The following is a 23,635-nucleotide window of genomic DNA, read 5'->3' on the forward strand; positions in this document are numbered from 1 at the left end:
GATGCGACTAAAAACAAAATTGACACTGGGCATAGGGTTCCTCTTCCTGGTAATTGTGGTCTTCGGTGTTTTCGGCATCATCTCCATCCACCGGTTGAGGAACGATGCAGACAGGGTGCTGAAGAACAATTACGAAACCCTGGTGTACAATAATAATATGCTCAAAGCCCTGGAGCGTCTTCCGGAAGATTCGCTTGCATTCACGCTCTTTGAGAATAACCTGGTATTACAGGAAAAAAATGTAACGGAGCCTGGTGAAAAAGAAAGTACCCTTGCCGTCAGGCAATACTTTGAAAGGGTGCGCATCAACCGGAATGATACCGTTGCGTTGATTGGTATCCGTGAGAATATCCAACTGATCAATGATCTCAACCAGGAAGCTATTCTTAATAAGAATCAAAATGCGCGCGAAAGTGCTGAAAGCGCCGCAACCTGGATGACAATCATATTTACAGTACTTGCGCTCATCGCTTTTACACTGGTAGTGAATTTTCCCGGTGTTATCAGCAACCCGATCCGTCAACTCTCCGCAGGTATCAGCGCAATCGCCAATAAGAATTACTCGAAGCGGATCCATCTGGGCCAGCAGGATGAATTCGGAGATCTGGCCAATGCTTTCAATAGCATGGCAGAAAAACTGGATGAATATGAAAACAGCAATATCGCTCGCATCAGGTTTGAAAAGAGCCGGATTGAAGCTGTGATCAATAATATGCGCGATGCCATCATCGGCTTCGACGAAAAGAAACAGGTGTTGTTCATGAATTTCGTGGCTGAATCCCTGACCGGACTCCGGGAAAAGGATGTTGTTGGCAAATACGCACCGGACCTTGCTTTGCACAATGATCTCATGCGTACACTTTTGCAGGATACTCCGAGAAAAGAACTGGAGATATTTGCAGATGGTAAGAAAAGTTATTTCGTGAATGAAAGAATAGAAGTGAGGAACGATGAAGAAAGGATCGGAGAGGTGATCGTGCTCCGCAATATCACTCCTTTTCATGAACTGGATGAAGCGAAAACGAATTTTATCGCCACGGTATCACATGAGCTGAAAACACCGATCTCCAGTATCAAGATGAGTGCGCGTTTGCTGGATGATGCGCGCATCGGAATAATGAACAAGGAACAACAGGAATTGCTGCACAGCATCCAGGATGATGCGGACAGGTTACTGAAGATCACCAGTGAACTGCTCAATATGAGCCAGGTGGAAACAGGAAATATTCAATTGAAGATCCAAACGGCTTCCGCTGAAAGCATCATCCGGCAAGCCGTTCAGGCTGTGCAGTTCCAGGCGCAACAAAAGCAGGTGAGTATCAAAACAGATATAGTGGCATCATTGCCGGAAGTGATGGCAGATACGGAAAAGACGAGTTGGGTGTTGATCAACTTTCTCACCAACGCTATTCGTTATGCGCCTGAGGCGTCTGTAATTGAAGTGTCTGCTTCCCGCAAAAAGGATAAAGTGAGTTTTGCTGTTCGTGACCACGGCATCGGCATCGATGAGAAATACCTTCCGAGGATCTTCGACAGGTATTACAAAGTGCCTGGGAATTATGAGAAAAGTGGAACAGGATTAGGGCTTGCCATTTCAAGGGAATTCATCGAAGCACAGGGAGGGAATATCTGGGTGGAAAGCACTATCGGAGATGGAAGCAGGTTCGGATTTGATTTTCCCGCTATTACTTAGCGTGTGCCCAGTCGCTCGCCTCTGGCGAGGTTCGCCTCCGGCGAACACTGCGTCGCCGGAGGCGACTAAACAAAAGTCACTCGCCAGAGGCGAGCGACGGGCCGCAGCGTAACTATTTGTAACTTTAGTTTACATCAAACATCTTCCCATGAAGAAGCTGATCTTCTTTTTACCCTTCATTGCTGGTTACCTCATAACAGAGGCGCAAACCGTTACCGCCTCTCCCGAAAACATCAAAAAACTTGACTGGCTCACCGGCACCTGGAACAGGCTTGACATGAAACCCAACCGCTCAGGTTCCGAAAGATGGGAAAAGATCTCTCCAACAGAATGGCAGGGCTGGGGCGTTTCCATGAAGGGCAAAGACACTTCCTTTGTAGAGAAACTGCGCATCATCGCAAAAGACAATCTCATTTTCTATGTTGCAGATGTAAAAGGCAACAAAGATGTCGTGTATTTTCAATTCGTATCATTGAGCGAAGATCATTTCGTTTGTGAGAACCCTTCACACGATTTTCCCAAACGCATAGAATACAAACTCAGAGGAAACCAGCTGCAGGCTTCCATTTCAGGTGATGGCAGAACAATTCCATTCCTTTTTGAAAGAAAGTAGCCCTGACCATCCATCAAATATTACCGTCATAATTGATTACAGAATTGCCAATAGGGATACATAGAATAGCTATATGATCTGGCAATTATTTATTAAATTCAAATTTTATGACGGTTCGTATGAGAAAGCACCACCTTATTCCTGTTCTGCTACTAACGATTGTTTGCGGTATCAGATCCTTCGCTCAATCTGGCATCGACACAATATTGCCTGTACGGGGGCTTTGCATCGCAGCCCCGCAAAAAGCAGGATTGGATGCCTTCACTAATTTCATTATAAAGGAACTGGCTCCCCGCCAGTTGAACACATTGATCCTTCGTGTCGATTACAATTATCAATATGAATCACACCCGGAACTGCGCGATAGCAATGCGCTTTCCAAAGCAGATATAAAAAAGCTGGTAGCTGCCTGCAGGCAGTCGAAGATCCGGCTTATCCCGCAGGTGAACCTGTTGGGGCATCAATCCTGGGCCGCACAAATGCATAACCTCCTCCGGGTTTATCCGCAGTTTGATGAAACACCGCATGTGAAAATGCCTGAGAAATATGTATGGCCCAATCCCGATGGGCTCTACTGTAAAAGCTATTGTCCGTTACACCCTGATGTACACAATATTGTATTCGCACTGATGGACGAGATCTGCGATGTTTTTGAATCCGACGCATTCCATGCAGGTATGGATGAAGTGTTCTACCTCGGAGATGATAAATGTCCACGTTGCAGCGGCAGGGACAAAGCTGAACTTTTTGCCAATGAGGTCAGTGCCATCCGCAACCGTCTGCATCTTAATAATCGGGAACTGTGGATCTGGGGTGATCGGTTGATCGATGGAAAGACCACCGGCATCGGTATGTGGGAAGGAAGTTTCAACAACACGCACCGCGCAATAGATATGATCCCGAAAGATGTTTTCATTTGCGACTGGCATTATGAACGACCTGATAAAACACCTGTACTCTTTGCTGCAAAAGGCTTGCGTGTAGCTACCTCACCCTGGAGAACACCTGCTCATGCGCTGGTGCAGTTGAACGATATGCTGAGTTTCAGAAAAGGCAGCACGCCGGAAATGAGAAAATATTTCCAGGGAATGGTGCAAACAGTTTGGTCGCCCGCCCAGGCATTCCTGGATGAATTCTATGGTAAGAGAACAAATCCTGATGCAGGGCCTAACACACAGGCGGCCTGCTTCCGTGCCCTCTTCGATGCCATCAGGGATGTGAAATAGAAAACCTGTAAACCCCGATAAACATGTCCACTGCTCCTGCTACAACGCTGCGAATATCTTCAATCGATATCCTGCGCGCACTTACCATGACGCTGATGATCTTCGTCAATGATCTCTGGTCGCTCAAAGATATTCCCGGCTGGCTGGAACATACGGCCGCAGCGGAAGACGGTATGGGACTGGCCGATGTTGTATTCCCTGCATTCCTTTTTATAGTGGGCATGTCTGTTCCCCTCGCCATCAACAACAGAAGATCAAAGGGCGATGACAATGGGAAGATCTTCTTACATATCCTCGAACGTGGTGCAGCGCTTTTGGTGATGGGATTGTTCCTGGTGAACGGCGAATATTTGAACGCAACTGCAACCGGCATCAGCAGGGGAGTATGGAATGTGTTGAGTTGTTTGTCCTTCATTGCGCTTTGGAATGCCTGGCCTAAAACTACCAATCCCTGGGTGAAAAGAATACTGAAAACATTAGCTGTTGGTTTGTTGTTGTTGCTGGCATTCATTTGTCGCAGCGGCGAGGGCGAAAACATACAACGCTTTGGAGTGCATTGGTGGGGAATTCTCGGTTTGATCGGATGGGCTTATATGGTGGGTGCCATTGTAGTGATGCTGGCAGGAAACAAGAATGCTGTGATCGCTATTGTATGGGCATTATTCCTGGGGATCTGCATTGCTTCGCATGCCGGATTGCTGAACAATGAGATCATTGGTGCAGTGATTGGTCCGCTGGGAGTTGGCGGTCATGTGGCATTGGTATTGGGTGGGACCATTACCACGAATATCTTTTTCCATTATCACAAATTGCAGCAGCAAGCTAAGATGATGGGGGTCCTACTGCTGGTAACTGCGGCGCTGCTGGCCCTGGGCTTGGTATTGAGGCCTTATTGGGGTATTTCCAAAATCAGGGTAACACCAAGCTGGATCCTGATTTGCAGCGGCATTACTGTGGCCACATTCGTGTTGGTGAACTGGATCGCGGACCAACAGGGGAAAGCATCCTGGTTCAATTTCATCAAACCGGCAGGCACCAATACACTGCTTTGCTACCTGTTGCCTTATTTCGCATATGCGATAGCGAGAGCTACAGGCTGGTCCCTGCCGGAACTGATCCTTACCGGCGCAGTTGGACTGATCAAGTCCTTAGCCTTTGCCTTGCTGATCATTGGGCTGGGCGGACTGCTGGGTAAGCTGGGTGTGAAATTGAAACTCTAAGATCTTTTTCGTTTTATCCATCTGTAAAAAAGGAATAATCCAACCAGTACCATGATCACCTGCAAACCGGCAGCGATCATGGTACTGATATCCCTTGCAGATTTACCTGCCCAATCCATGAAATGATGTTTGTGCAACAGGGCAAAGCTATATCCTTCAAAAAGGTCTTTATCTGTTACATAAGCCGCGCATTTTCCCGTGCTCGTCTCCACATAATATCTTTCATTGTTGTTACTGGCATAGCTTAGTTTCCATACCGGTAATCTTTTGTTCACGAAGCCATACTCACCGGCAAATTTCGTGATGCGTTCCATCTTCACAACATCCCTGGCAGGATGTCCGCTGAAAGTGGCAGCCAGGGAAATGGCATGCTGTTCTTCTCCATTGGGCAATACGGTGTATTGAGAGACGTGCAGGTATTCTACTTTTTTATATTTTGTGACTGAACGCCAGTAAAGGGCGGTATCGATCCTGGTGATGGAAAGATCACAGACAGGAGAAGGGATAGCGGCCTGTAAACCGCTGTAGTTGAGCGTTACGGCGGATGCCGGAATTTCGTTGCTGGGATCGTCTGCAATGGGAGCAGGTGTTCTTAATTTCTCCAGTGCATGCAATCCTCCGCTGAAAGTGAACATCAGCGTAAAGGCACAGGCAACCAGTGAAACGATGCGGTGTGTTCTCCTGGTCCTTGCAATGGGCTGATTCCCTTTTTTCGTTTTTGTAATGAAAAAAATGTACAGCCCCATGATGGTGGTTAGGAACCCGAGACCTGTGATCAATCCCATTAGCAGGTATTTGAATCGACCGGTATTGCTCAGCCAGTCCCAGGTATGGCAGAGCGCAAAGAACCTGTCGAATCCTGCGCGCCGGTTGTCAACCGCATACGCAAATCTATCCTGCGTGGTTTCAACATACACCCTGATTCCATCTGCGCGGTCGAACTGCACTTTGTAAACCGGGAGTAACCGGTTCACGTATTTGTATTCCTTGTTGAATCCGGTTACCAGTTCAACGCTTTTCACCAGTGCGCCGGTAGTATCTGCAAGTACGCAGGTGGTGGCTGCATCGCAGCAATCGTGTGAACTGGTTTCCTGGTTGGTACTATGCTCTGTATTTTCAACTGCATCTCCCGCCGATTGTTTCGGCTGCCCCTGCAGGAATTGTTTGGCGATGTATTGCGCATAGAGTTTGTCGCCATTGCGCAGGCTCTTGCCATTCTTCGTACTGAGGTAAACTGGTGGCTCTCCGTTTTTCAACTGCACCTGGTAGAACCAGTTATTATCGATCTGTACCAGCCTCATTGTATGGAAATGTGTAATCCCGTTTTGTTCCAATGCTTGTGGCAGTGGCGTTTCCAGTGCAGTTGAATCGATGGGGAGTAGCGATAGTGATTGTGTTGCCATCTGCGGTTTGATGGTGGTCATTAGCGGATGCATGAGCCCACTGATGGCCCAGAGCAGTACAGGGATGGCGATGATCAGACTGCTGATTCGATGCCATTTATAAATATTCTTCCTGATCATCCTATTTCTTTTTGCCGGTGATGGTGTAAGCAATGCCGATATTGAAGCTCTGCGGATTGGCTATAGTATACGCATAGCCGTAAGCGCTTTTGGTGGTATTGATGGAATAGTAATTATCTGTGAGGTTGATCACATTGCACCATATTTCAAGGCATTTCCATTCGTAGCCTGCGCGGAGATTGAGCAGGTTGAACCCGGGATCACGGACAGTATTCTGCGGGTCCATCCAGTAGGAGCCATTATGTTGCCACTCGATGCCGGTGCGGAAGCCAGGGAACCATTTTGGTTTGTACTGTATTTCTGCATTGCCTGTGAAGGCGGGGGCGCCATTCATGGTTTTACCGTTGTAAGAAATCCCCTTATCGGAGTAGTTTACAAATCGATGGGTGGAATTGGCGCCACTGAAGCGGAACAGCCATTCCCGGGTGGGACGGAAATTGATGCCATATTCTATACCCTGGTGTTTTGTTTTACCGGCATTTGCATTTCCTGTGCTGCCATCATCAAAACGGATACTGATAATCTCGTTTGTTCCTTGCAGGTAGTAGACGCTCCAGTCTGCATAGATCTTTCCTTTCCAGAGATTGATCCAGCCGCCTGCTTCGTAATTGAAGAAGGTCTGGGGCTTCAGGTCGGGTACCTTAACGCCGTTGAACAGTTCTGTAATCTGCGGTGCCACAAATCCTTCGCTGTAATTGGCATAGAAGCCGACGGCTTTATGTGGTTGCCATGTGAAGCCTGCTTTGGGTGTAAATCGTTTGTAGGTCTCCGTTGTATTGGGGGAGCCGCTGAAGGCAGATGGCGGAAGATAATTCCTGAATGCCATTCTGAATACGTCAAACCGGAGACCGCCCACCAGCCGCAGGTTCTCTGTGAGCTTATAGTCCAGTTGCGTGAAAGCGGCGCCGTTGCTGATATTGGTATAATAATTACTGAGCAGGCTGTCTGTCCGTTCAGTGAAGGAAAGATATTTCCGGGTCACCGTATCCTGGTTGATGCGGATATAGTAAGATTCATAAGTTGAAGGGCTGAAGTCCAGGCTGATGCCACTCATGGAACTCAGCTTCCCATTCAGCCATTGTTGTTGGTGTGTGATCACCGCGGCGTAGCTGTTGAAGGAGTTGTCGTTGATCTCTCCGTGAGCAATGGATTTTTTTCCAGTCCAGCTGGCGCCAGCTCTCCTGTAATCATCTTTCACGCGGTAAGATGGATTTTGGGCTACGCTGTTTTTGCGGTAAATAAGTGCGAAACTGCTGCTGCTTCCACTATTCCATTTATGATCCAGCTGTGTTTTGAAGCGGAGGGCATTAACCTTTCTCCAGGTGAATGTTTGTGGTGTGCTGTAATCTTTATTGCGGAAAGCAGTGCTGTCTAGACTGCCTCGCATATCGCTGTAATAGTCGAGCGCAGTGAGAGAGGTGGAGAGTTTTGTATTTACAGAGATGGCATAATCGGCGCGCAGGGTGCCTGTCCATTTTTTGAAATCACTTCTTTCTAAAATACCATTGTTGTTTTGTGCAAAATAGCCATTGAAAGAAATTCCGAGTTTGCCGAAAGTGGCGCCGGTGCTCAGATCTGCGCGACTGTAACCTGTGTTGTTTCCTTGTAATGCAACGCGCGCCATCGGCTCAACAGGTGCGGCTTTTGTGATGAAGTTGATGGCGCCTCCGATGGCTTCTGCTCCGTACATGCTGGAACTGGGGCCACGGATGATCTCGATATTCTTCACTGCGGTCATGTTGATCTCCAGCAATGCATTATGATTGAAAACGCCGGATGTGCGGATGGGGATTCCGTCTTCGAGATATAGATAAAGTCCTTTCGTGCTCATGGGTTGACGGATGCTCATCATATGTTGTTCATTGCCGAGATTAACCATGAAAACGCCTGGTGTTTTGTTGATGAGCTGATCGATGGTGGTGGCCTTGGTTTCGTGAATGGTGGCGGCGCTGATGGAGCTGATGGCAACAGGCGCTACGCTTCTTTTTTGTACCTGCCGGTTGGCTGTAACGATCACCTGCTGCATATTGGCGGCCTGTGCTTCCAGTAGTATCAAACGCTGCTGGCTGCTGAGTTGAACGGATTGAGAAGCATAACCAATGCCGCTTATAGTACAGGATGCAGCATTGCTGTTGAGAATGATCTCTCCTTTTTCATTGGCAACAAAACTTCTTCCGTCAGCAGTGGTAATGGTGGCCCCTGGAATGGCTTCACGGGTTGTTTTATCTGCGATCCTGATAGTAATGGTCTCCTGTGCGCATAAGGGAGCTGTTGCTGCTGTCAACAGAGTTGTCAGCAACAGGCAAAACAATTTATTCATTGTTCTGAGAATTGTGTGCAGTCACACTATTCCTGGTAATTGCAGGACGTAGCAGTACTGCACAGGTTGAAACTGGAAAATTGTTAGAACAGAAATGATGATATGAGACCCTTATGCGCCGGGAGGATGAAAGAAATCTTCTGCAAAGTCAACAGGCTTACCCTTGTTGAATGAGTAGTGAGGTGTTAGAGGTTCAATGGTAGTAGTTTCAATTGCAGGGTAGAAAGATTTGGATGAAACCACTTCCTGCTTATTCTCTCCTTTGAGGTCTGGATTGCGTTGTTCCTTCTTCTCTGCCTGCTGTAGTTTTTTAGCGAGCAAACAATGTCCATCACAATGTAACTGAGGCCTGAAGCGGTTTTCGCAAAGATTTTTGGCGATGTATTCCTGGTTGCTGTAGAAGTCAATCACAATGATGGCCTTGTGAAAGGTTTGCACTGTAATGGAGAAGAGAAGTAATATGGCGGTAAGTTGTTTGAACATGTTCATCTCGCCGATGTGCTGCAAAATTACAATCAAACGCTTAACAACACTACTGTTTGCGCGTATTTATTTTCATTATTTCACTTCTATTATTCCTTTCATTCCCATGAGGCGGTGGGGCAGGCGTTAGACTGAGGAGCAAAGACATGAGGGTTAAAAAGAAGAGGCGCCTTAACATGGATCTATCTTTTCATTGTGAGGAAACAGGAGATGATGAGGCATGCCAATGATATGATATTGGCGATGGTACGGATACTGTGGAAATTATTCCAGCGTGGCTCAAAAGCTGCGCGATCTGTTGCCAGTGTTTGCACAGCAGCATTGGCCAGGTCCATTTTGGCAAGCATATCATTGAGTGGCACATTGCCCGCGATAGTTACACCAAATACTGCAATCACATAAATGATGGTGCCAGCCAGCGCCCAGCTCCAGGCGGAAGAACCGCCCTGCCTGAATAGCATCAGCGTTGATGCAGGTAATAATATCAGCGGCGCCATGAAGCAAAACAGGAAAACGGGATTCATGATTGCCGTGTTGATATGTTGAAAGGACTGCAGGTAACCGGCATCAGGAAACCTGGTGAGGCCGGGGATCACAGCTACAGAGAAACCGAAGAATAATCCGGCAATCAATCCTGTGATCAGTGTGCCCACAGCTAAAACGAGGTTGGGAACAGTCAGCATTTCCATAATGGTATGTTTATGATGTAAAACTAAAATCCTGGGGAGCCCCGGCATTGAATAAAACCGACATTCATCGGAGAGCCGGCAGTCGCTTGCCTCTGGCGAGTGACTTTTGTTTAGTCGCCTCCGGCGACGCGGTGTTCGCCGGAGGCGAACAAATATAATGTCACTCGCCAGAGGCGAGCGACTGCACACGATCTGATACTTTACCGGATCAGCAAAAAAGCAACTTCTTCAGCTTTCTTTTCATTAGTGAACTCAACAGGAGAATAACCGGAGAACTGTTTGAAGGTGCGGATGAAATGCGATTGATCGGAATAGCCATTATTGAAAGCGATGTCTGAAATTTTTTCGTATTCTCCATTGCGCAATTGCTGCAACGATGCCTGGAAGCGGCATACACGGGCAAAAAGCTTGGCGGAAATACCAACATACTGTTCAAATCTCCGCTCGAAAGTGCGCTCGGTAATGAACAGGGATTGTTGCAATTGCTTCAGGCTGATATCGCCATTGCTTTGCATGAGCTGGATCACTGCATGCTGAATGATAGTGTCATGCGTGATCTTCTTTTTATTAATGATATTACTGAGATAGTTATTGATATGTGAGTACAATATTGCATTCTCGGAGCAGCCTTCCATTTTGTGCACCAGTTCTTTTCCTTCATTGCCTGACAGCAGCAGCAGGTCAACACAATCATCGGTGACTTCGCTGGCGTTGAATCCGAAGAGGATCTTCATCACATGGGGGTAGAACATTACGCCTGTCATCCTGAAAGCGCCACCGGTCTGCATTTTGCTCAGCTTCGTTGTTTGTCCGTAGAGAAAGAGGCTCGACAATTTTTTCTTTTGCTCTCCCCAAACCAGTCCGCGTTCAGTTTGATGGAAAACAAGGCCGGGGCATCCGTCCGCAATGGCGCCCAGGGTGAGCGCACCGGTCCCTTCCGCATGCCAGAATGCCTTTACGTATTGCTGCAGATGAGCTGGCGGTGGGATATGATGAAAGCTGACTGGTGATAATGGTTTCATAATGCTTCATGAAGATACCAATTCTGTGGCATCACTTGTCATATTGATTAACCATCGATCTAAAATTGAAGCCGGCCCGGACATTTTATCCGGGGCCGGCGTTCATGTGTAGGGTTATGCAACTAAATCAATGTGCAGGTTCGCCCGCAGTGAGGGGGAAGCGGCCGTCTTCACGGATCGCTTTGAATCCACCCTGCACATCGGTAATATGATCGAATCCCCTGGAACGGAGTATCGATAAGAAGATCATGGACCGGTAACCACCGGCGCAATGGACCAAATACTTTTTCTGTTTGTCCAGGGACCCGATCTCCTGGCTGATATTATCTAAAGGAACGTTGTTGGCATTTACGATATGCGCCAGACTGAATTCTCCCGGTTTTCGTACGTCTATCACCGATATATCCGGTTGCCGGATCATGCCCAGTGCAGTGGCGGCAGACACACTCAGGATATGATCGGTTTCTTTGCCGCTGCTCTGCCAGCCGGAGAATCCCCCTTTAAGGTAACCGATGGTGTTATCATAACCCACTCGTGCAAGACGTGTGATCACTTCTTCTTCGCGGCCATCATCCGTGATCACCAGGATAGGCTGTTGAATGTCCGGGACCAGCGCACCCACCCAGGGAGCGAAATTTCCATCGATGCCGATATTGATGGAGTTGGGAACAAAGCCTTTTGCAAACACCTGCGGATCGCGTGTATCCAGCAGTAGCGCATTGGTTTCATTGGCAGCAACTTCAAAGGCGTCAGGCGATAAAGCTGTTTTGCCGCGTTCCATAATGGTATCAAGACTATCGTATCCTTCTTTGTTCATTTTTACATTGAAGGGAAAATAGCCGGGAGGCGTTGTGAGTCCCTCAGTGACTTCCTTCACGAACTCATTTTCGGTCATACTTTGACGTAAGGCATAATTCGTTTGTTTCTGATGGCCAAGGGTATCGGTGGTTTCGCGGCTCATATTCTTGCCGCAGGCGCTGCCTGCGCCGTGTGCCGGATAAACGATGATATCATCAGGCAGCGGAATAATCTTGTTGCGGAGTGAATGATAGAGTATGGAAGCCAGCTCTTCCTTTGTTTTTCCGGCGGCTTTCTGCGCCAGGTCCGGACGGCCAACATCCCCGATGAACAGGGTGTCTCCGGAGAAAAGTCCTATGGGTTTGCCAGATTCATCTTTCAACAGGAAACAACAGCTTTCCATAGTATGGCCAGGTGTATGCAATACTTCAAAACTAACATCGCCCACCTTAAAATGCTCGCCATCTTTTGCGATGATAGCATTGAACTTTGGTTGGGCAGTAGGGCCATAAACGATCTTCGCACCTGTTTTTTCAGCGAGGTCGAGATGCCCCGAAACAAAGTCGGCGTGAAAATGTGTTTCGAAAACGTATTTGATCACTGCACCGTTGGCAATGGCCTTATCAATATAAGGAGTAACTTCTCTGAGCGGGTCGATCACTACGGCTTCACCGTTGCTTTCGATATAATAGGCGCCCTGTGCCAGGCAGCCTGTGTAGATCTGTTCGATTTTCATATAGAGCTTTTTAATGTATCCACTGATGCTGTTGAGACGCAGTACCAGCAAGTCTTACAAATATGCTGAAATCGAACCTGCAATAAGTTGACCTGGATCAGGCGGTTTCCTGATTTCCGCTCACCGGTTTCCGCCTGATTTTGGTGCGGGCGCTTCTTACGCGGCTGAGTGTTTCTTCCGTCATGTTGAGGAAACTGGCGATGTATTTACCGGGCACGCGGTTCACCAGTTCAGGTCTTGTATTGATAAAATGTTCATACCTCTTGGCCGCATTGGGGATCCGGCAAATGATGGCACGTTGCTGCGCATCGTAATAATATCTTTCCAGCAACCTTCTTCCTACCCTGTTGAAATCCGGGTAGCGATCATAAAGGTATTGTATACCTGAAGTTGGCATTACAATCAGTTCACTGTTCTCCAGTGTTTTCATGTTCTCGCCCATGGCCTGTATATCCAGGATATTCACGATGGAAGTGATCACTTCCCCTTCCCGGCAGATCCAGGTAGTGATCTCTTTACCGTCTTCAATAATGAATCCGCGGACAAGCCCTTTTTTGATGAAGTAATAATGTTCGCATACTTCACCGGCAGTGAGTAATAATTTTCCGCGACCTACTTTTTTCTCAATGGCAGCTTGATTGAGATACCCAATGATCTCGTCATTAAGTGGAGATAACGACTGTAAGAAGTCGATCAGTTGTTGGTTGCCGCCCGTTGTTTTGGTTGCCATAAAATGGTGTAAAGGAGTCTTGATTGAGGGTTATTACCGGGCAATATACATGGTATTGTATATTTCTTGAAAAAAAATGGTGACATTTGGTTATTCAATACCAAAGGATCTACTATGAACTTACTAATCCTGGGAGGCGCTTTGGTGGTTGTTGTGATCAGTTGCATACTGACCTACTTCATTGCAAAGAATAAAGCCACCTCACAAATTGCGGTATTATCTACCCGCCTGAATGCGGAACAGGAATTACATCTCGCTGCCAATCAGAAACTTCAGCAAGCGAATATTTCTATCAATGAATTGAATGATAAGCTCAATCAGCGAAGGGATGAAACCATTCGCCTTGCCGCAGAGCAAAAGGAGTTGCAGAGACGTCTGGCAGAACAGCAGGCATTCATGGACCGGTCAGCGGAAACCATGAAAGCCAGTTTCCACGCTCTTTCCGCAGAAGTGCTGAAACACAATAATGAATCCTTCGTTACGCTGGCTAAAACAACACTGGAAACACAGGTTACGGAGGCGAAGGGCGACCTGGAGAAAAAACAACAGGCCATCGATGCACTGGTGAAACCATTGGCGGATAGTCTTGGTAAATTCGATCACAAAATCCAGGAAATGGAAAAAGTGCGCATGGAACAGCATGGTCAGATCAACCAGTACATGCAGGGTGTGGCGCAAATGACGGAGCAACTGCAAAAGGAAACGCATAACCTTGTTACTGCATTAAAAACATCGCATACACGGGGCCGTTATGGTGAGATAGCATTGCGGAGACTGGTGGAATTTGCAGGCATGACCGAGCATTGTGATTTTGAAGAGCAGGTTTCCGTAGCAAGTACAGAAGGAACGCTTCGACCCGATATGGTCATCCGCCTGCCGGAGAAGAAGATCATTGTGGTGGATTCGAAAGTTCCGCTCAGTTCATACATGCGTGCCTTTGAAACGGAGAACGAAGAAGAGAGAAGGCAACTGCTGGCACAGCATGCCCAGGCGGTACGTGATCACCTGCGTAATCTCAGCGACAAAGCCTATTGGAACCAGTTCAGTGAATCTCCGGACTACGTGGTTTTATATATGCAGATCGAATCTTCTTTCGGTGCAGCATTAGCCGCCGACCCTACTTTGATAGAAGAAGGTATTCGAAGGAAAGTGGTGTTTGCCACACCAACCACTTTGATCACGCTGCTGCGTACCGTTGGTTTTGTATGGCAACAGGTGCGTATAACCGAAAATATCGAAGAGATGCGTGGCGCCGGCGTTGAACTGTACAACAGAACAGCTACATTGCTCGGACATTTCAGTAATATCGGAAACAGCCTCAATGCAGCCGTGAAGAATTATAACCAGGCGGTTTCTTCTTTGGAGAGTCGCTTCATTCCTCAGGCGAAAAAATTACAGGCACTGAGTGGTTCCTTCACCAGCAAGGAAGTTCCCGATGTGGAACCGGTTGAGCTGAATGCAAGGGCAGTGGCGGAAATGATGATCGAGAACAACAATAATCCGGGGTAATTGGGTATTCTGCGCATTCATAATTGTCATAAATACTGATCAGGATAAGTATTCAAACGTCCCAGGGTCATAAGGGAGAATAAATTGTATCAATTCTTCGTTTATAGGTTGTATTTAGCCCTCAGATTAATAATAAACAATCTCCACCGGTTTTACTTATTACATAATAAATGTAATTTCGCCCCGTTTTAACCTATAACTAAATCCTGAAAGCTTATTTCTTATTTACCCTCTCTTAAATACCATTCTTGAAAACTTTATTTTATTATGAAAAAAACAACTGCATTGCTGTTGATTGCAGCACCGCTCGTATTCAGTGCATGTAAGAAATCAAAGGACTCTGATACTTCCATTTATGAATTACCCTATAACACAGAAGATGTAACCGCCAATAAAGCCTTTATGGAGACTGAAGGGCGGGATTTTGTGCAAAAAATTGATGATTTGAGTTCCAACCCTGCTATTGAAGCATTGGAAAACTTCAATATGCTGGAAGCTCCTGAAGTGGATATTACGGTTAATGCCGTCAAAAAACTGGGAGCGGGACCTCAGATAATAGCTGCCGTCAACAGTGCACTATCTTCAATAACAACAAATTCTGTTACTGAAAAGAAATCATACCAGCTTAGTAAAGCGTTTGGGATCTACAAATACAATCAAATATCAAAAGAGTGGGACCTGACAGCATCCAACGACAAAATTGAATTTCATTTTCCTGCTACACAGAATGGAAATACGAACAATACGGTCCTGACCATTACATATAAGAAGTCCGGAAAATCTCATGTCATCAATAGTACGCATTATGATTATGTGTACAATCCTGGAACAGGAAACTACGATCCTGTTGAAGTAAACACAGAAGAAACTTATGAATTACCCTCCGAATTATTGGCTAAAATGACGATCAACAGTTCGGAAGTGATGAACTTGTCTTCAATTTATACTTATCAGGACGATAATCTCCCCAAAATGGTTACTGTAAACCTTTCACTCGGATCATATGCCGCGAAGCTGGAAGTGAATTCAGACAGTAAGGTAGCCGGGACCAAATTCAGTTTCTCCAAAGGTGCTGAAACTTTAGTAGCACTGGAAGCCAATTCTAATTTCAGCTCGCTGTCTTATGACAACCTGGTGAATTCGGAAGATGACGAAGCATTGGACCTGTTCGTTTCAGCCAACACAACATTTGCATTGGGCAACGTAACAATGGGTGGACAAATTGATTATAAAACGATCCACAATGAACTGAAAACAATTCGCGACAAAGAGCCTGCTTATCCAGATTGGGATACTTATTTTGGAAACATTAAATATCCTGTTTATGAGGAATATAACAGCCAACAGGAATACCAGGATGCTGTTGACGAATATTGGGAGAAAATGGAAGCCGCAAACATCCTTTACGATGCTGCCTATCAAAAGTATCGGAGTGATAATGAAAAGTTTGAAAAAGAATATTATACTTTGTTTGCAAGCCTCTTGAACAAGCACAGTGCTGCTGTTGTCGTAAACACAAAAACAAAGAAGAAAATAGCAGCTATCACTTTTGTGCTAAAAGATGATGTATACCAATACGGCAATACTACTGTACATGAATATAATGTAGAACCGCTGCTGGTATTTGGAGATGGATCGAAAGTCAGCTTTGAAGTATTTGGAGAAACGGGTTTTGAGAACCTGATCGACGATATCGAAGCTTTGCTGGAAAAATTCGAGAATTAAAGCCTGACGCTTATCAGATAATATAAAAATGCCATCACGCAAAACGTGATGGCATTTTTTATTCAATAGTCAGGTTGTTAACCGAAGAATTGGCGCCATACCAGATACCCACAGCATTCCCTTTTATATTACCGGTAAAATCAGAAGAGTAATTCAGGAATGAAAGCGCAAGCCCTTGCTGGGACACAGCAGACCATAAAGAATAACTTGCTGCAGAAACGTTAGATACCTTTATTGCTATTTCATCACCTTTTTCATAATACCTGGAAGCGTTAACGGAATCCATTACTGATCGGGTTCTCAATAATGATACGGAAAATTGTTTGCCTGCCTGATCAATAGCTTTGATTCCCCTGGGAGTAGTTGCATAGTATTCATGTTGCGTAATCAGTTTCGTAAACAAAAGATAATTGGCTTCCGGATTTGCATTGTCAATACTTACAACAGGCTGAGCCTTTTCCGGATCAAGCCACTCATTTGATACGCCTTTAATGGCGGGGGTATAAAGAGGGATCTCTGTTTCAGAAAGAAGAATATCATTATTGTATTTGACTTCCAGTTTGTATTGCTGCCCTGCCTTTCCTTTCAGAGAACTACCCACATAAAATAAATAAGGAAAAACATTATCATTGCGCGTCAATGTCAGATACTCTTCCTCTCCACCGCCAGAAACTTTCACGCTTGCCCAACGAACAATCAGCGCTTCCAGTTGCTCATCATCGATAATATAATTGACAGGTATATTGTGCATCACTTTCACCACAGGCACTGCTCCGTTCTCGATCACACCTTCCACTATAAATTTGGGATCGAACTTTTTTTGTTCGCCTTCCTTGATGCATGAAGACAATATCGCGCTTATAATGATTGTTACTATTAGCTTTTTCATAGTAGTTCCAGTGAATAAGTAATGGCAGGTAAGAGAGGCAAACTGGCGCCATCTTTTTGGATCATTTTAAAAGCACTATGCTTTTGAAAATATTCCCGGTCATAACTTTGGTATATGTAAACCGGATTAGAATGATTGTAGATATTGATAATTGAAATACCCAGGGTTTGTCTGCTTTTACCTGTTTTCTTCAACAGCCAGTTTATCCCTGCATCCAGCCTGTGATAGGCAGCCATCCGGGCACTGTTTTTGGCTCCATACTCCGCCAATATGGAATTGCCAAAATAATACATTCCTATCGTAGGAGTATATGCGCTTCCGCTATTGAACATGAAACTTATAGAGAAGGATAGTTTCGGATTGATCTTATAGGAGTTCACAATACTTAAATTGTGAGGCCGGTCGTAAATGTATTTATACCATTCTCCGTTATTGATCGCATCAAATTTTCTGAAGCTTCTTGAATAGGAGTAATTTATCGTAAAGTAATTGCGTGGCGAGATCAATCTTGCAAAAAAATCGACTCCATAAGTAACTCCATCACCATTCTCTATTCCACTGGCAATATCATTACTTTCATTTAAAGAGACGATGTTCCCGTTGAATTCTTTTAATCCGGTCAACCATCTGTAATAAGCATCAATACTATATTCGATCCTGGACCCGCCATAACGGTATCCGCCGGAGATTTCCCTGATCTTAGAAACAGGAAGATCACGGTTGGCGTGAATAACGTAATCAACAGGCAGGTTAATATTTGTAAGACCAACCTGGTGTATCGGCTGATAAGCCATCGATAAACCACAGAAAAAAGTATTGCTAGCATCCATCAGCCAGGAAACTGACAGTGCCGGGTTGAGAAACAGCGAACGTTCAACAGCCGAAACCGTAGAAAGATTCATGGAGCCTTCCAGTTCAAATTTTTCCGACAATGGGGTTTTGGCATTCAAAAAATACTTGAATAAATGCTGAACACTCTTATAACGAACGTTGCCACCAGATTCAACAGGTTGTCCTTCATTCTGAAGAGTGGTGCCCAGGTCATCCATCATATAAAGGATGCCTGTTTCCACCGAGCGGCCTTGTTTTCGATAGGTCAGGGTAGAATTTACGCTTAACGTTTTCTGATGATTGAACAGTGCAAACTCTTCGCCATACAAGTCAAAAGCAACGCGGGAATCGTACTTTGAGTATCCGATATTATTCTCCCATTGCAGGTATTGCCGGAGAGCTGCAGAGTGCGTTATGCCCATGGCCAGGTTTCCCCAGTTCAAACTATTATTTGCTTTCTTTTCATACAGATCAAACATGGCTTTATCTCTGCCCGTGTATAAGAAGGCCTTTATCGAATGCTTGTTGAAAATCCTTTTGACGTTCATGTTAAAATCGAACAGGTCATAGTTCATGCCTTCTAAATCCTTTCCAGTTCTGGTTAGTACTGGCCAGAGCGTTTGATTCATGAAGGTATTCCTCCAGAATATTTCCACCATTTGAATGGAGTCCTGTTCAATTCTGGCGCCTACTCCAAGATGCGCAAGCGAGGCTTCTGCTTTAATGAGGGCAGTATCCCTGATCTGCCAGTTACTGTTGATATCGATGTAGCCGGATAACTTTCCGAAATACTTTCCCGGAACAACATTCGTGTAGATCTTCAGGTCTTCAACAACATTATTATTGAATAAAGGGAATAGTCCGAAAAGATGGCTTGGGTTATGCACGATAACGCCATTGTAAAAATAGCCGTTGTTCCCAGATGGAAGCCCTCTGTATTGTACACCCGAATTGGCATCGCCCCCATTGCCAAAACCTGGAAGGAAGCGAATTGATTTAAGAGGATCTGCTATTCCCAGTAACTTAGGCGCCGCTTCTATCTGCTTTGCACTTAATGTAAGCCTGTTCACGCCATTGATCAATTGCTTTTGCCTGGAAACTGTTACGGTATCCATTTTTTTGTATGTGTCCACTACGGACTGGCCATACAGGAGATTGAAGAAGAGTAGAGAAAGGGTAAAAGCTAGTCCGGTTTTCAAGTATGCAGATGATAAGGGGTTAATGACATTATGTTGTGAAAATACAATTTTTATGAGTTAGTCTGTCGTAAAATGACCCTCATTTGTCAACTTCACACCCGCATTTCCAGTGTACGACTGGATAATTTTGTATGGAGGATAATACTGTTTATTAACCCCGTACACTAAAATCTGGACGAATGCGCAAAGTGATTGTATCGATGAATATTACGCTGGATGGCTATATGTCTGGCCCCAATGGGGAGCTCGACTGGCATTTCGAATGCTGGGACCCTCAGATGGGTGAGCATTTGGCTAAAGAGCTGAGCAAGGCGGATACGATACTGCTGGGTCGCGTTACATATCAGGCGATGGCCGGATTCTGGCCGGGGAAGACTTCCAACCCGCTTTGTGCCCGTGAAGATTATGCATACGCCGTAATGATGAACCATCACCAGAAAGTTGTGTTTTCGAGACGAATGCAGAAAGCAGACTGGACCAATACGATTATCCTGAAAGATGAGATCGAGGAAGGGATGCAGAAATTAAGGGAAGAGTCGGGCGGTCAGAACAAGAACATCATCATCTATGGAAGCGGCAGATTGGTGACTGCATTGATAAAGCTAGAAATGATAGATGAGTACCAGTTGTGGATACACCCGGTACTCATCGGAAAGGGAAAGCCTTTCTTTGGAAAATATTTTGATCAGCAGGACCTGCAACTACTCACTTCCACTACATTTCCTTCCGGTGTGGTCTTGTTGCATTACCAGGTGCTGCATTGATCAGGCTCTTTTGGCAACAGGCTCGGCCACTACTTTTGCAGGAACGGCCTCCTGGCCGAAACGTTGGGCCTGGATCTTATCATACTCCTTCACATAATCGGGGTTCTCTGTTCCCATCATACGGTCCCAGTAGCGGAAGTACAAGCCGTAATTGCCTTTGAATTTGCTGTGGTGCAGGTTATGGTGTACTGAGGTATTGATGATCTCGAAGAGGAAGGATTTTCTCAGTCCTTTCGGCATGATCTCATATCCCAGGTGACCGTACACGTTGATGATAAAAGCTGCGATAGTGAACCACAGAATTCCCAGCCCGTGCATTGGCATCACAAATACCAACACAGCAAGTACACCGCCTTCGGCTACTGCTTCAAGCATATGGAAAGAGTAAGAGGTCCAGGGAGAAGGATTGGTGGATTTGTGATGCACCAGGTGAGTATACTTGAAAATTTTCGGGTGGTGCATCAGGCGATGGAACCAGTAAAAATAAGTGTCGTGGATCACGAGGGCCAGCGCCACGCTAACGGGGATCCACCATACAGGATAATCAGAAACATTCGTGTAGATCTGGGTATACTGTCTGACCGGGGTTGCGGCCAGGATCACGATGATGATGGTGAACACGAAAGTGGATTGCATCGAATGCCAGATCTCTCTCCAGAAATCTTTCCGGGCAGCCTGTCGTTGCTGGATCTTGAGATGCTTCATTTTGTTGTTGAAGAAAAGATAAAAAAGCAGGAAGGGAATACCTGCCAGCACGAAATAACGGACAGCAGAGATGCTGAAGATTTCAAGGAAAATTTTGGTTACCTGTTCCATGGCTATACCGGATGTTTTTGATAAAACAAATGTATAGGCAGGTGCAGGCTGGAATGGTTAACAAAAGTTAATTAATCTTTTTCTGCTGCTGGATCCTTTTGCGGATGCGGCTAAGGCTCACCGGGGTAACGCCCAGCATGGACGCCAGGTGTTTATCCGGCACCCGGTTCACGATATTGAAACGGTCTGTGATCAGTTTCTGGTAGCGTTCTTCGGGAGAAAGGAATACAAATGACTCGATCATATCCAGGGTTTCCGAGAGCATGCGCATCAGGAAGAAATTGCGGAGCGGTTCAAATTTGGGTTGTTCGCGCATGATCTGGTCCAGCGTATCATAATCGATTTCCATCAGCGTACAATCTTCAAGTGCGCGGTAGATGAAGCGCGAGGGCTGGTAATTGATGATGGTATCGTGGGATGCGATGAACTGCCCTTCCCACCTGATATACAACGTGGCTTCATCTCCATTTTCCTTTACGGCATAGGCGCGCATCACGCCTTTTTCTATGAAGGCCAGTTTTCGGCTTTTGTCGCCGATGGGTATGTAAACCTGGTTGTTGGTCAGTTGAACATGGCGTGTGGTGCTGAAGAGCGGAGCGGTTTCTTCCGCGCTCAGTCCGGTTAGTTTTTGCAGGAACTCCTGCAGGATCTCTTTAGCTGCAGCATTAAAACTCATGGACGCAATATACCCGATATTAGTCGCAGTTGGCCCTCTTCAATACAAGATCAGAAAACTAAGTTTGTGATGTCAATAATTACGGACCTTAAAACACAAACGATATGCAAAAGCTCAATTCGCAAAAACTCACCACCATGTTATGCTTTAACGGAAGAGCCGATGAAGCCGTCAAATTTTATAAAGATCTTTTTCCCGGAACAACTGTGGGCAACGAGCTGCGTGCCGGTGATAATGGACCTGCTCCCAAAGGGACATTGATCACTGCTTCTTTCAATATTTTCGGACAGGATTTCGTGGCGTTGAACTTCGGTCCACAGGGACAGTTCAATGACAGTGTATCTTTTGTGATCCCGGCTGAAACGCAGGAAGACATCGACAAGTACTGGAATGCACTTACCTCTGATGGCGGACAGGAAAGCATGTGCGGCTGGTGCAAAGACAAGTTCGGACTAAGCTGGCAGGTAACTCCTCCAAGGCTGATAGAACTGATCACCCATAAAGATCCGGCAAAAGCTGGTGCTGCCATGCAGGCAATGATGAAGATGAAGAAGATCGTACTGGCAGACCTGGAAGCTGCTGTCAGCGCTGCATAATATTCTTACATCGATATAAATTCAACCGGCGGGACCTTTCATTCTCGCCGGATTTTTTATTGTTCCTGACTGCTTCGATACAGCTTCACTGAAATCAGGCTGATCCAGAGCAGGAAACTAAAGAAAGTGATCTTCTGCACTACCGGCAGGTAGTATCTGAGTGCTTCATTGTAGTACAAGTAATTATTCAGTCCTACCAATAACAGGTTCAAAACACCAAACCAGAGAAAGATTTTCCATTTCAGTTTGTACAATCCTGCAAATGTTCCGCCAATGGCAATGAGGCCGAACAACGAAGCCAGGTTGATGATCATATCATGTGATTCACCAGACATGAACAATCCCGTCAGCATGGCCGCCGCTCCTGAAACCTGGATGATGCGGCGGCTGATGGTATTGAATCCCACCTGCTGTGGAAAGAAATACCAGAAATAGATCAGTGTGATGGCCAGCACCAGCATGGCGATCATGGCCACCGTTCTGCTGCTGTTAGGTTGTCCGTTAATAGCGGTTTCGTTGAGCAGGTTGCACCAATAGTTCTGCGTCCAGCTGAAGCCGGTACTCTTCGCATCTGTTTGCGACCCTCCGGGATATCGCCAGGCGGCAACCAGGTAAAGGCCACAAAAGATGATGGCGCCGATAGCAGGAAAAAGCAACCTGATTTTTTTTTCTGGTGGCTGCGGGTCCATGGCATGAGGTTAATGCAGGAATTAAGGTAGCCGGTTCTGTACGCGAAAACTCATGCCATATGCATGTTTGAACCCAAACTGGTTATAAAAGGGCGCGAGATAGCCCCCGGTATACAATCCAACCAATGCATTGGTGGGTGCGTTTTGATCCAGCCATTTTGAAATGCTGTTCATCATTTCCGTTCCGATATGTTTGTTTTGCCAGGCAGGCTGTACCATCACATCTTTTACATAATAAAAACTGGTATTGTCGCCAAGCAACAATGCGCATCCGATTGCTTTCCCTGTATTCAGTTCTTCCGCCACCACTGCAAAGATGGGAGCCGACAGGATCAACTCAGGGTCTGCGTTTTGCTGTGAATCCGTCCAGCCAACAGCTGCAACGAGTTCTTTGTATTCTTCAACAGTTGGCTTTCGCTCCACGATGCGAACAGTATCCGGTAAAGGAGCAGAGTTGCCTGGTCTGTGAGCAATATTATGTCCGAATCGGATACAATGGCCATCATGGTCCTGCACCAGCATTTCGCGGATGCCCCAGGTCATGGATTCGGGGGGCGCTAAAATGATGGCGCCTTTCGCTTTTATCTTTTCATAATATTCGTCCACATCATCCAGCATGATGCTGAGCCAGGTACCGGGATTGCCCTGTTCTTTTTCACAGAAGAAGATCTGAACACCATCTTTGCTCACGCCTCCGAATGTGGGTGGCGATCCCCAGTCCCATTTACAATCGAAGCCCAGGACATCTGTGTAGTATTCCAGGCTTTTCAATACATCGTTTGAATACAATATTGGAACGGTAGTGTGAAAATTCATATGCTATGGATGTAGCATTGAAGTTACTCAATAATCTTCTGCTGTTTGTTAAGGCCTAAAAAGATATTTGTT

At 45.9% G+C, this 23,635-nt stretch carries 21 protein-coding genes; 8 read left to right on the forward strand and 13 right to left on the reverse strand.

Annotation, left to right across the window (positions count from 1 at the left end):
• Position 1: 1 nt before the first annotated feature.
• The 4 genes from D9Y29_RS12295 (at position 2) to D9Y29_RS12310 (ending at position 4,752) form a co-directional block, all read left to right on the forward strand.
• Positions 2 to 1,693 (forward strand): sensor histidine kinase, encoded by a 1,692-nt coding sequence (locus tag D9Y29_RS12295; protein WP_127128494.1) that lies wholly within the window; start codon positions 2 to 4, stop codon positions 1,691 to 1,693.
• Positions 1,694 to 1,841: 148 nt separating this feature from the next.
• On the forward strand, positions 1,842 to 2,306 hold the full coding sequence (locus D9Y29_RS12300) for a DUF6265 family protein (RefSeq protein WP_127128496.1): 465 nt from the start codon (positions 1,842 to 1,844) through the stop codon (positions 2,304 to 2,306).
• Positions 2,307 to 2,425: 119 nt separating this feature from the next.
• Complete coding sequence (locus D9Y29_RS12305) at positions 2,426 to 3,532, forward strand: family 20 glycosylhydrolase (RefSeq protein WP_127128498.1); 1,107 nt, start codon at positions 2,426 to 2,428, stop codon at positions 3,530 to 3,532.
• Positions 3,533 to 3,555: 23 nt separating this feature from the next.
• A complete protein-coding gene (locus D9Y29_RS12310) occupies positions 3,556 to 4,752 on the forward strand; it encodes a heparan-alpha-glucosaminide N-acetyltransferase domain-containing protein (protein ID WP_127128500.1) in 1,197 nt (398 codons plus the stop codon).
• Here D9Y29_RS12310 and D9Y29_RS12315 read toward each other — a convergent pair.
• The 7 genes from D9Y29_RS12315 to D9Y29_RS12345 all read right to left on the reverse strand — a co-directional run bounded on the left by D9Y29_RS12315 (position 4,749) and on the right by D9Y29_RS12345 (position 13,053).
• Positions 4,749 to 6,275 (reverse strand): PepSY domain-containing protein, encoded by a 1,527-nt coding sequence (locus D9Y29_RS12315; protein WP_127128502.1) that lies wholly within the window; start codon positions 6,273 to 6,275, stop codon positions 4,749 to 4,751. The two genes, D9Y29_RS12310 and D9Y29_RS12315, sit on opposite strands and share 4 nt — an antisense overlap.
• A gap of 1 nt (position 6,276) precedes the next feature.
• Positions 6,277 to 8,595, reverse strand: coding sequence for a TonB-dependent receptor (locus tag D9Y29_RS12320; RefSeq protein WP_127128504.1), 2,319 nt, complete (start codon positions 8,593 to 8,595; stop codon positions 6,277 to 6,279).
• A 111-nt stretch (positions 8,596 to 8,706) separates the two neighbouring features.
• A complete protein-coding gene (locus tag D9Y29_RS12325; protein WP_127128506.1) occupies positions 8,707 to 9,084 on the reverse strand; it encodes a hypothetical protein in 378 nt (125 codons plus the stop codon).
• 176 nt (positions 9,085 to 9,260) lie between these two features.
• Positions 9,261 to 9,767 carry an anthrone oxygenase family protein gene (locus D9Y29_RS12330; protein ID WP_206513772.1) on the reverse strand — a complete coding sequence of 169 codons (507 nt, stop codon included), beginning with the start codon at positions 9,765 to 9,767 and terminating at the stop codon, positions 9,261 to 9,263.
• A 200-nt stretch (positions 9,768 to 9,967) separates the two neighbouring features.
• On the reverse strand, positions 9,968 to 10,789 hold the full coding sequence (locus D9Y29_RS12335; RefSeq protein WP_127128508.1) for a helix-turn-helix transcriptional regulator: 822 nt from the start codon (positions 10,787 to 10,789) through the stop codon (positions 9,968 to 9,970).
• Positions 10,790 to 10,916: 127 nt separating this feature from the next.
• The gene (locus tag D9Y29_RS12340) at positions 10,917 to 12,323 is read right to left on the reverse strand and encodes an MBL fold metallo-hydrolase (protein WP_127128510.1); all 1,407 of its coding nucleotides are present in this window, start codon (positions 12,321 to 12,323) and stop codon (positions 10,917 to 10,919) included.
• A 97-nt stretch (positions 12,324 to 12,420) separates the two neighbouring features.
• The gene (locus D9Y29_RS12345; RefSeq protein ID WP_127128512.1) at positions 12,421 to 13,053 is read right to left on the reverse strand and encodes a Crp/Fnr family transcriptional regulator; all 633 of its coding nucleotides are present in this window, start codon (positions 13,051 to 13,053) and stop codon (positions 12,421 to 12,423) included.
• A 114-nt stretch (positions 13,054 to 13,167) separates the two neighbouring features.
• On the opposite strand from D9Y29_RS12345, the gene D9Y29_RS12350 reads away from it, so the two are divergent.
• Entirely contained in the window at positions 13,168 to 14,562 is a 1,395-nt protein-coding gene (locus tag D9Y29_RS12350; protein ID WP_127128514.1) for a DNA recombination protein RmuC, read from the forward strand.
• 267 nt (positions 14,563 to 14,829) lie between these two features.
• Positions 14,830 to 16,287: a hypothetical protein gene (locus D9Y29_RS12355; RefSeq protein WP_127128516.1), complete on the forward strand. Its 1,458-nt coding sequence runs from the start codon at positions 14,830 to 14,832 to the stop codon at positions 16,285 to 16,287.
• Between the two features lie 58 nt (positions 16,288 to 16,345).
• Here the strand turns inward: D9Y29_RS12355 and D9Y29_RS12360 are convergent, their stop codons facing one another.
• Together D9Y29_RS12360 and D9Y29_RS12365 are read right to left on the reverse strand one after the other, a co-directional pair.
• Positions 16,346 to 17,137: a DUF4249 domain-containing protein gene (locus tag D9Y29_RS12360; protein WP_164735386.1), complete on the reverse strand. Its 792-nt coding sequence runs from the start codon at positions 17,135 to 17,137 to the stop codon at positions 16,346 to 16,348.
• 35 nt (positions 17,138 to 17,172) lie between these two features.
• Positions 17,173 to 19,206 carry a TonB-dependent receptor plug domain-containing protein gene (locus tag D9Y29_RS12365; protein ID WP_127128520.1) on the reverse strand — a complete coding sequence of 678 codons (2,034 nt, stop codon included), beginning with the start codon at positions 19,204 to 19,206 and terminating at the stop codon, positions 17,173 to 17,175.
• Between the two features lie 179 nt (positions 19,207 to 19,385).
• On the opposite strand from D9Y29_RS12365, the gene D9Y29_RS12370 reads away from it, so the two are divergent.
• A complete protein-coding gene (locus D9Y29_RS12370; RefSeq protein ID WP_127128522.1) occupies positions 19,386 to 19,970 on the forward strand; it encodes a dihydrofolate reductase family protein in 585 nt (194 codons plus the stop codon).
• On the opposite strand, the gene D9Y29_RS12375 is transcribed toward D9Y29_RS12370, so the two are convergent.
• The gene (locus tag D9Y29_RS12375; protein ID WP_127128524.1) at positions 19,971 to 20,786 is read right to left on the reverse strand and encodes a sterol desaturase family protein; all 816 of its coding nucleotides are present in this window, start codon (positions 20,784 to 20,786) and stop codon (positions 19,971 to 19,973) included.
• Positions 20,787 to 20,853: 67 nt separating this feature from the next.
• The gene (locus tag D9Y29_RS12380) at positions 20,854 to 21,462 is read right to left on the reverse strand and encodes a Crp/Fnr family transcriptional regulator (RefSeq protein WP_127128526.1); all 609 of its coding nucleotides are present in this window, start codon (positions 21,460 to 21,462) and stop codon (positions 20,854 to 20,856) included.
• Positions 21,463 to 21,566: 104 nt separating this feature from the next.
• Here D9Y29_RS12380 and D9Y29_RS12385 point away from each other — a divergent pair, with 104 nt between their 5' ends.
• Complete coding sequence (locus D9Y29_RS12385; protein ID WP_127128528.1) at positions 21,567 to 22,058, forward strand: VOC family protein; 492 nt, start codon at positions 21,567 to 21,569, stop codon at positions 22,056 to 22,058.
• Positions 22,059 to 22,114: 56 nt separating this feature from the next.
• Here D9Y29_RS12385 and D9Y29_RS12390 read toward each other — a convergent pair whose 3' ends face one another.
• Together D9Y29_RS12390 and D9Y29_RS12395 are read right to left on the reverse strand one after the other, a co-directional pair.
• Complete coding sequence (locus tag D9Y29_RS12390; RefSeq protein ID WP_127128530.1) at positions 22,115 to 22,747, reverse strand: hypothetical protein; 633 nt, start codon at positions 22,745 to 22,747, stop codon at positions 22,115 to 22,117.
• A 21-nt stretch (positions 22,748 to 22,768) separates the two neighbouring features.
• The gene (locus tag D9Y29_RS12395; RefSeq protein WP_127128532.1) at positions 22,769 to 23,563 is read right to left on the reverse strand and encodes a GNAT family N-acetyltransferase; all 795 of its coding nucleotides are present in this window, start codon (positions 23,561 to 23,563) and stop codon (positions 22,769 to 22,771) included.
• Positions 23,564 to 23,635 lie beyond the last annotated feature (72 nt).

Origin of the sequence: Pseudoflavitalea rhizosphaerae (genome assembly GCF_003991355.1) — a bacterium.
In the GTDB taxonomy this organism is placed as follows: Bacteria; Bacteroidota; Bacteroidia; order Chitinophagales; family Chitinophagaceae; genus Pseudobacter; species Pseudobacter rhizosphaerae.

What these genes read in the sequence shown, in the direction of transcription:
- D9Y29_RS12330 (WP_206513772.1), bottom strand. Translation starts at nt 9,767, where the DNA reads ATGGAAATGCTGACTGTTCCCAACCTCGTTTTAGCTGTGGGCACACTG.
- D9Y29_RS12325 (WP_127128506.1), bottom strand. Translation starts at nt 9,084, where the DNA reads ATGAACATGTTCAAACAACTTACCGCCATATTACTTCTCTTCTCCATT.
- D9Y29_RS12315 (WP_127128502.1), bottom strand. Translation starts at nt 6,275, where the DNA reads ATGATCAGGAAGAATATTTATAAATGGCATCGAATCAGCAGTCTGATC.
- D9Y29_RS12375 (WP_127128524.1), bottom strand. Translation starts at nt 20,786, where the DNA reads ATGGAACAGGTAACCAAAATTTTCCTTGAAATCTTCAGCATCTCTGCT.
- D9Y29_RS12295 (WP_127128494.1), top strand. Translation starts at nt 2, where the DNA reads ATGCGACTAAAAACAAAATTGACACTGGGCATAGGGTTCCTCTTCCTG.
- D9Y29_RS12370 (WP_127128522.1), top strand. Translation starts at nt 19,386, where the DNA reads ATGCGCAAAGTGATTGTATCGATGAATATTACGCTGGATGGCTATATG.
- D9Y29_RS12395 (WP_127128532.1), bottom strand. Translation starts at nt 23,563, where the DNA reads ATGAATTTTCACACTACCGTTCCAATATTGTATTCAAACGATGTATTG.
- D9Y29_RS12335 (WP_127128508.1), bottom strand. Translation starts at nt 10,789, where the DNA reads ATGAAACCATTATCACCAGTCAGCTTTCATCATATCCCACCGCCAGCT.
- D9Y29_RS12380 (WP_127128526.1), bottom strand. Translation starts at nt 21,462, where the DNA reads ATGAGTTTTAATGCTGCAGCTAAAGAGATCCTGCAGGAGTTCCTGCAA.
- D9Y29_RS12305 (WP_127128498.1), top strand. Translation starts at nt 2,426, where the DNA reads ATGAGAAAGCACCACCTTATTCCTGTTCTGCTACTAACGATTGTTTGC.
- D9Y29_RS12345 (WP_127128512.1), bottom strand. Translation starts at nt 13,053, where the DNA reads ATGGCAACCAAAACAACGGGCGGCAACCAACAACTGATCGACTTCTTA.
- D9Y29_RS12300 (WP_127128496.1), top strand. Translation starts at nt 1,842, where the DNA reads ATGAAGAAGCTGATCTTCTTTTTACCCTTCATTGCTGGTTACCTCATA.
- D9Y29_RS12320 (WP_127128504.1), bottom strand. Translation starts at nt 8,595, where the DNA reads ATGAATAAATTGTTTTGCCTGTTGCTGACAACTCTGTTGACAGCAGCA.
- D9Y29_RS12350 (WP_127128514.1), top strand. Translation starts at nt 13,168, where the DNA reads ATGAACTTACTAATCCTGGGAGGCGCTTTGGTGGTTGTTGTGATCAGT.
- D9Y29_RS12355 (WP_127128516.1), top strand. Translation starts at nt 14,830, where the DNA reads ATGAAAAAAACAACTGCATTGCTGTTGATTGCAGCACCGCTCGTATTC.
- D9Y29_RS12385 (WP_127128528.1), top strand. Translation starts at nt 21,567, where the DNA reads ATGCAAAAGCTCAATTCGCAAAAACTCACCACCATGTTATGCTTTAAC.
- D9Y29_RS12390 (WP_127128530.1), bottom strand. Translation starts at nt 22,747, where the DNA reads ATGGACCCGCAGCCACCAGAAAAAAAAATCAGGTTGCTTTTTCCTGCT.
- D9Y29_RS12340 (WP_127128510.1), bottom strand. Translation starts at nt 12,323, where the DNA reads ATGAAAATCGAACAGATCTACACAGGCTGCCTGGCACAGGGCGCCTAT.
- D9Y29_RS12310 (WP_127128500.1), top strand. Translation starts at nt 3,556, where the DNA reads ATGTCCACTGCTCCTGCTACAACGCTGCGAATATCTTCAATCGATATC.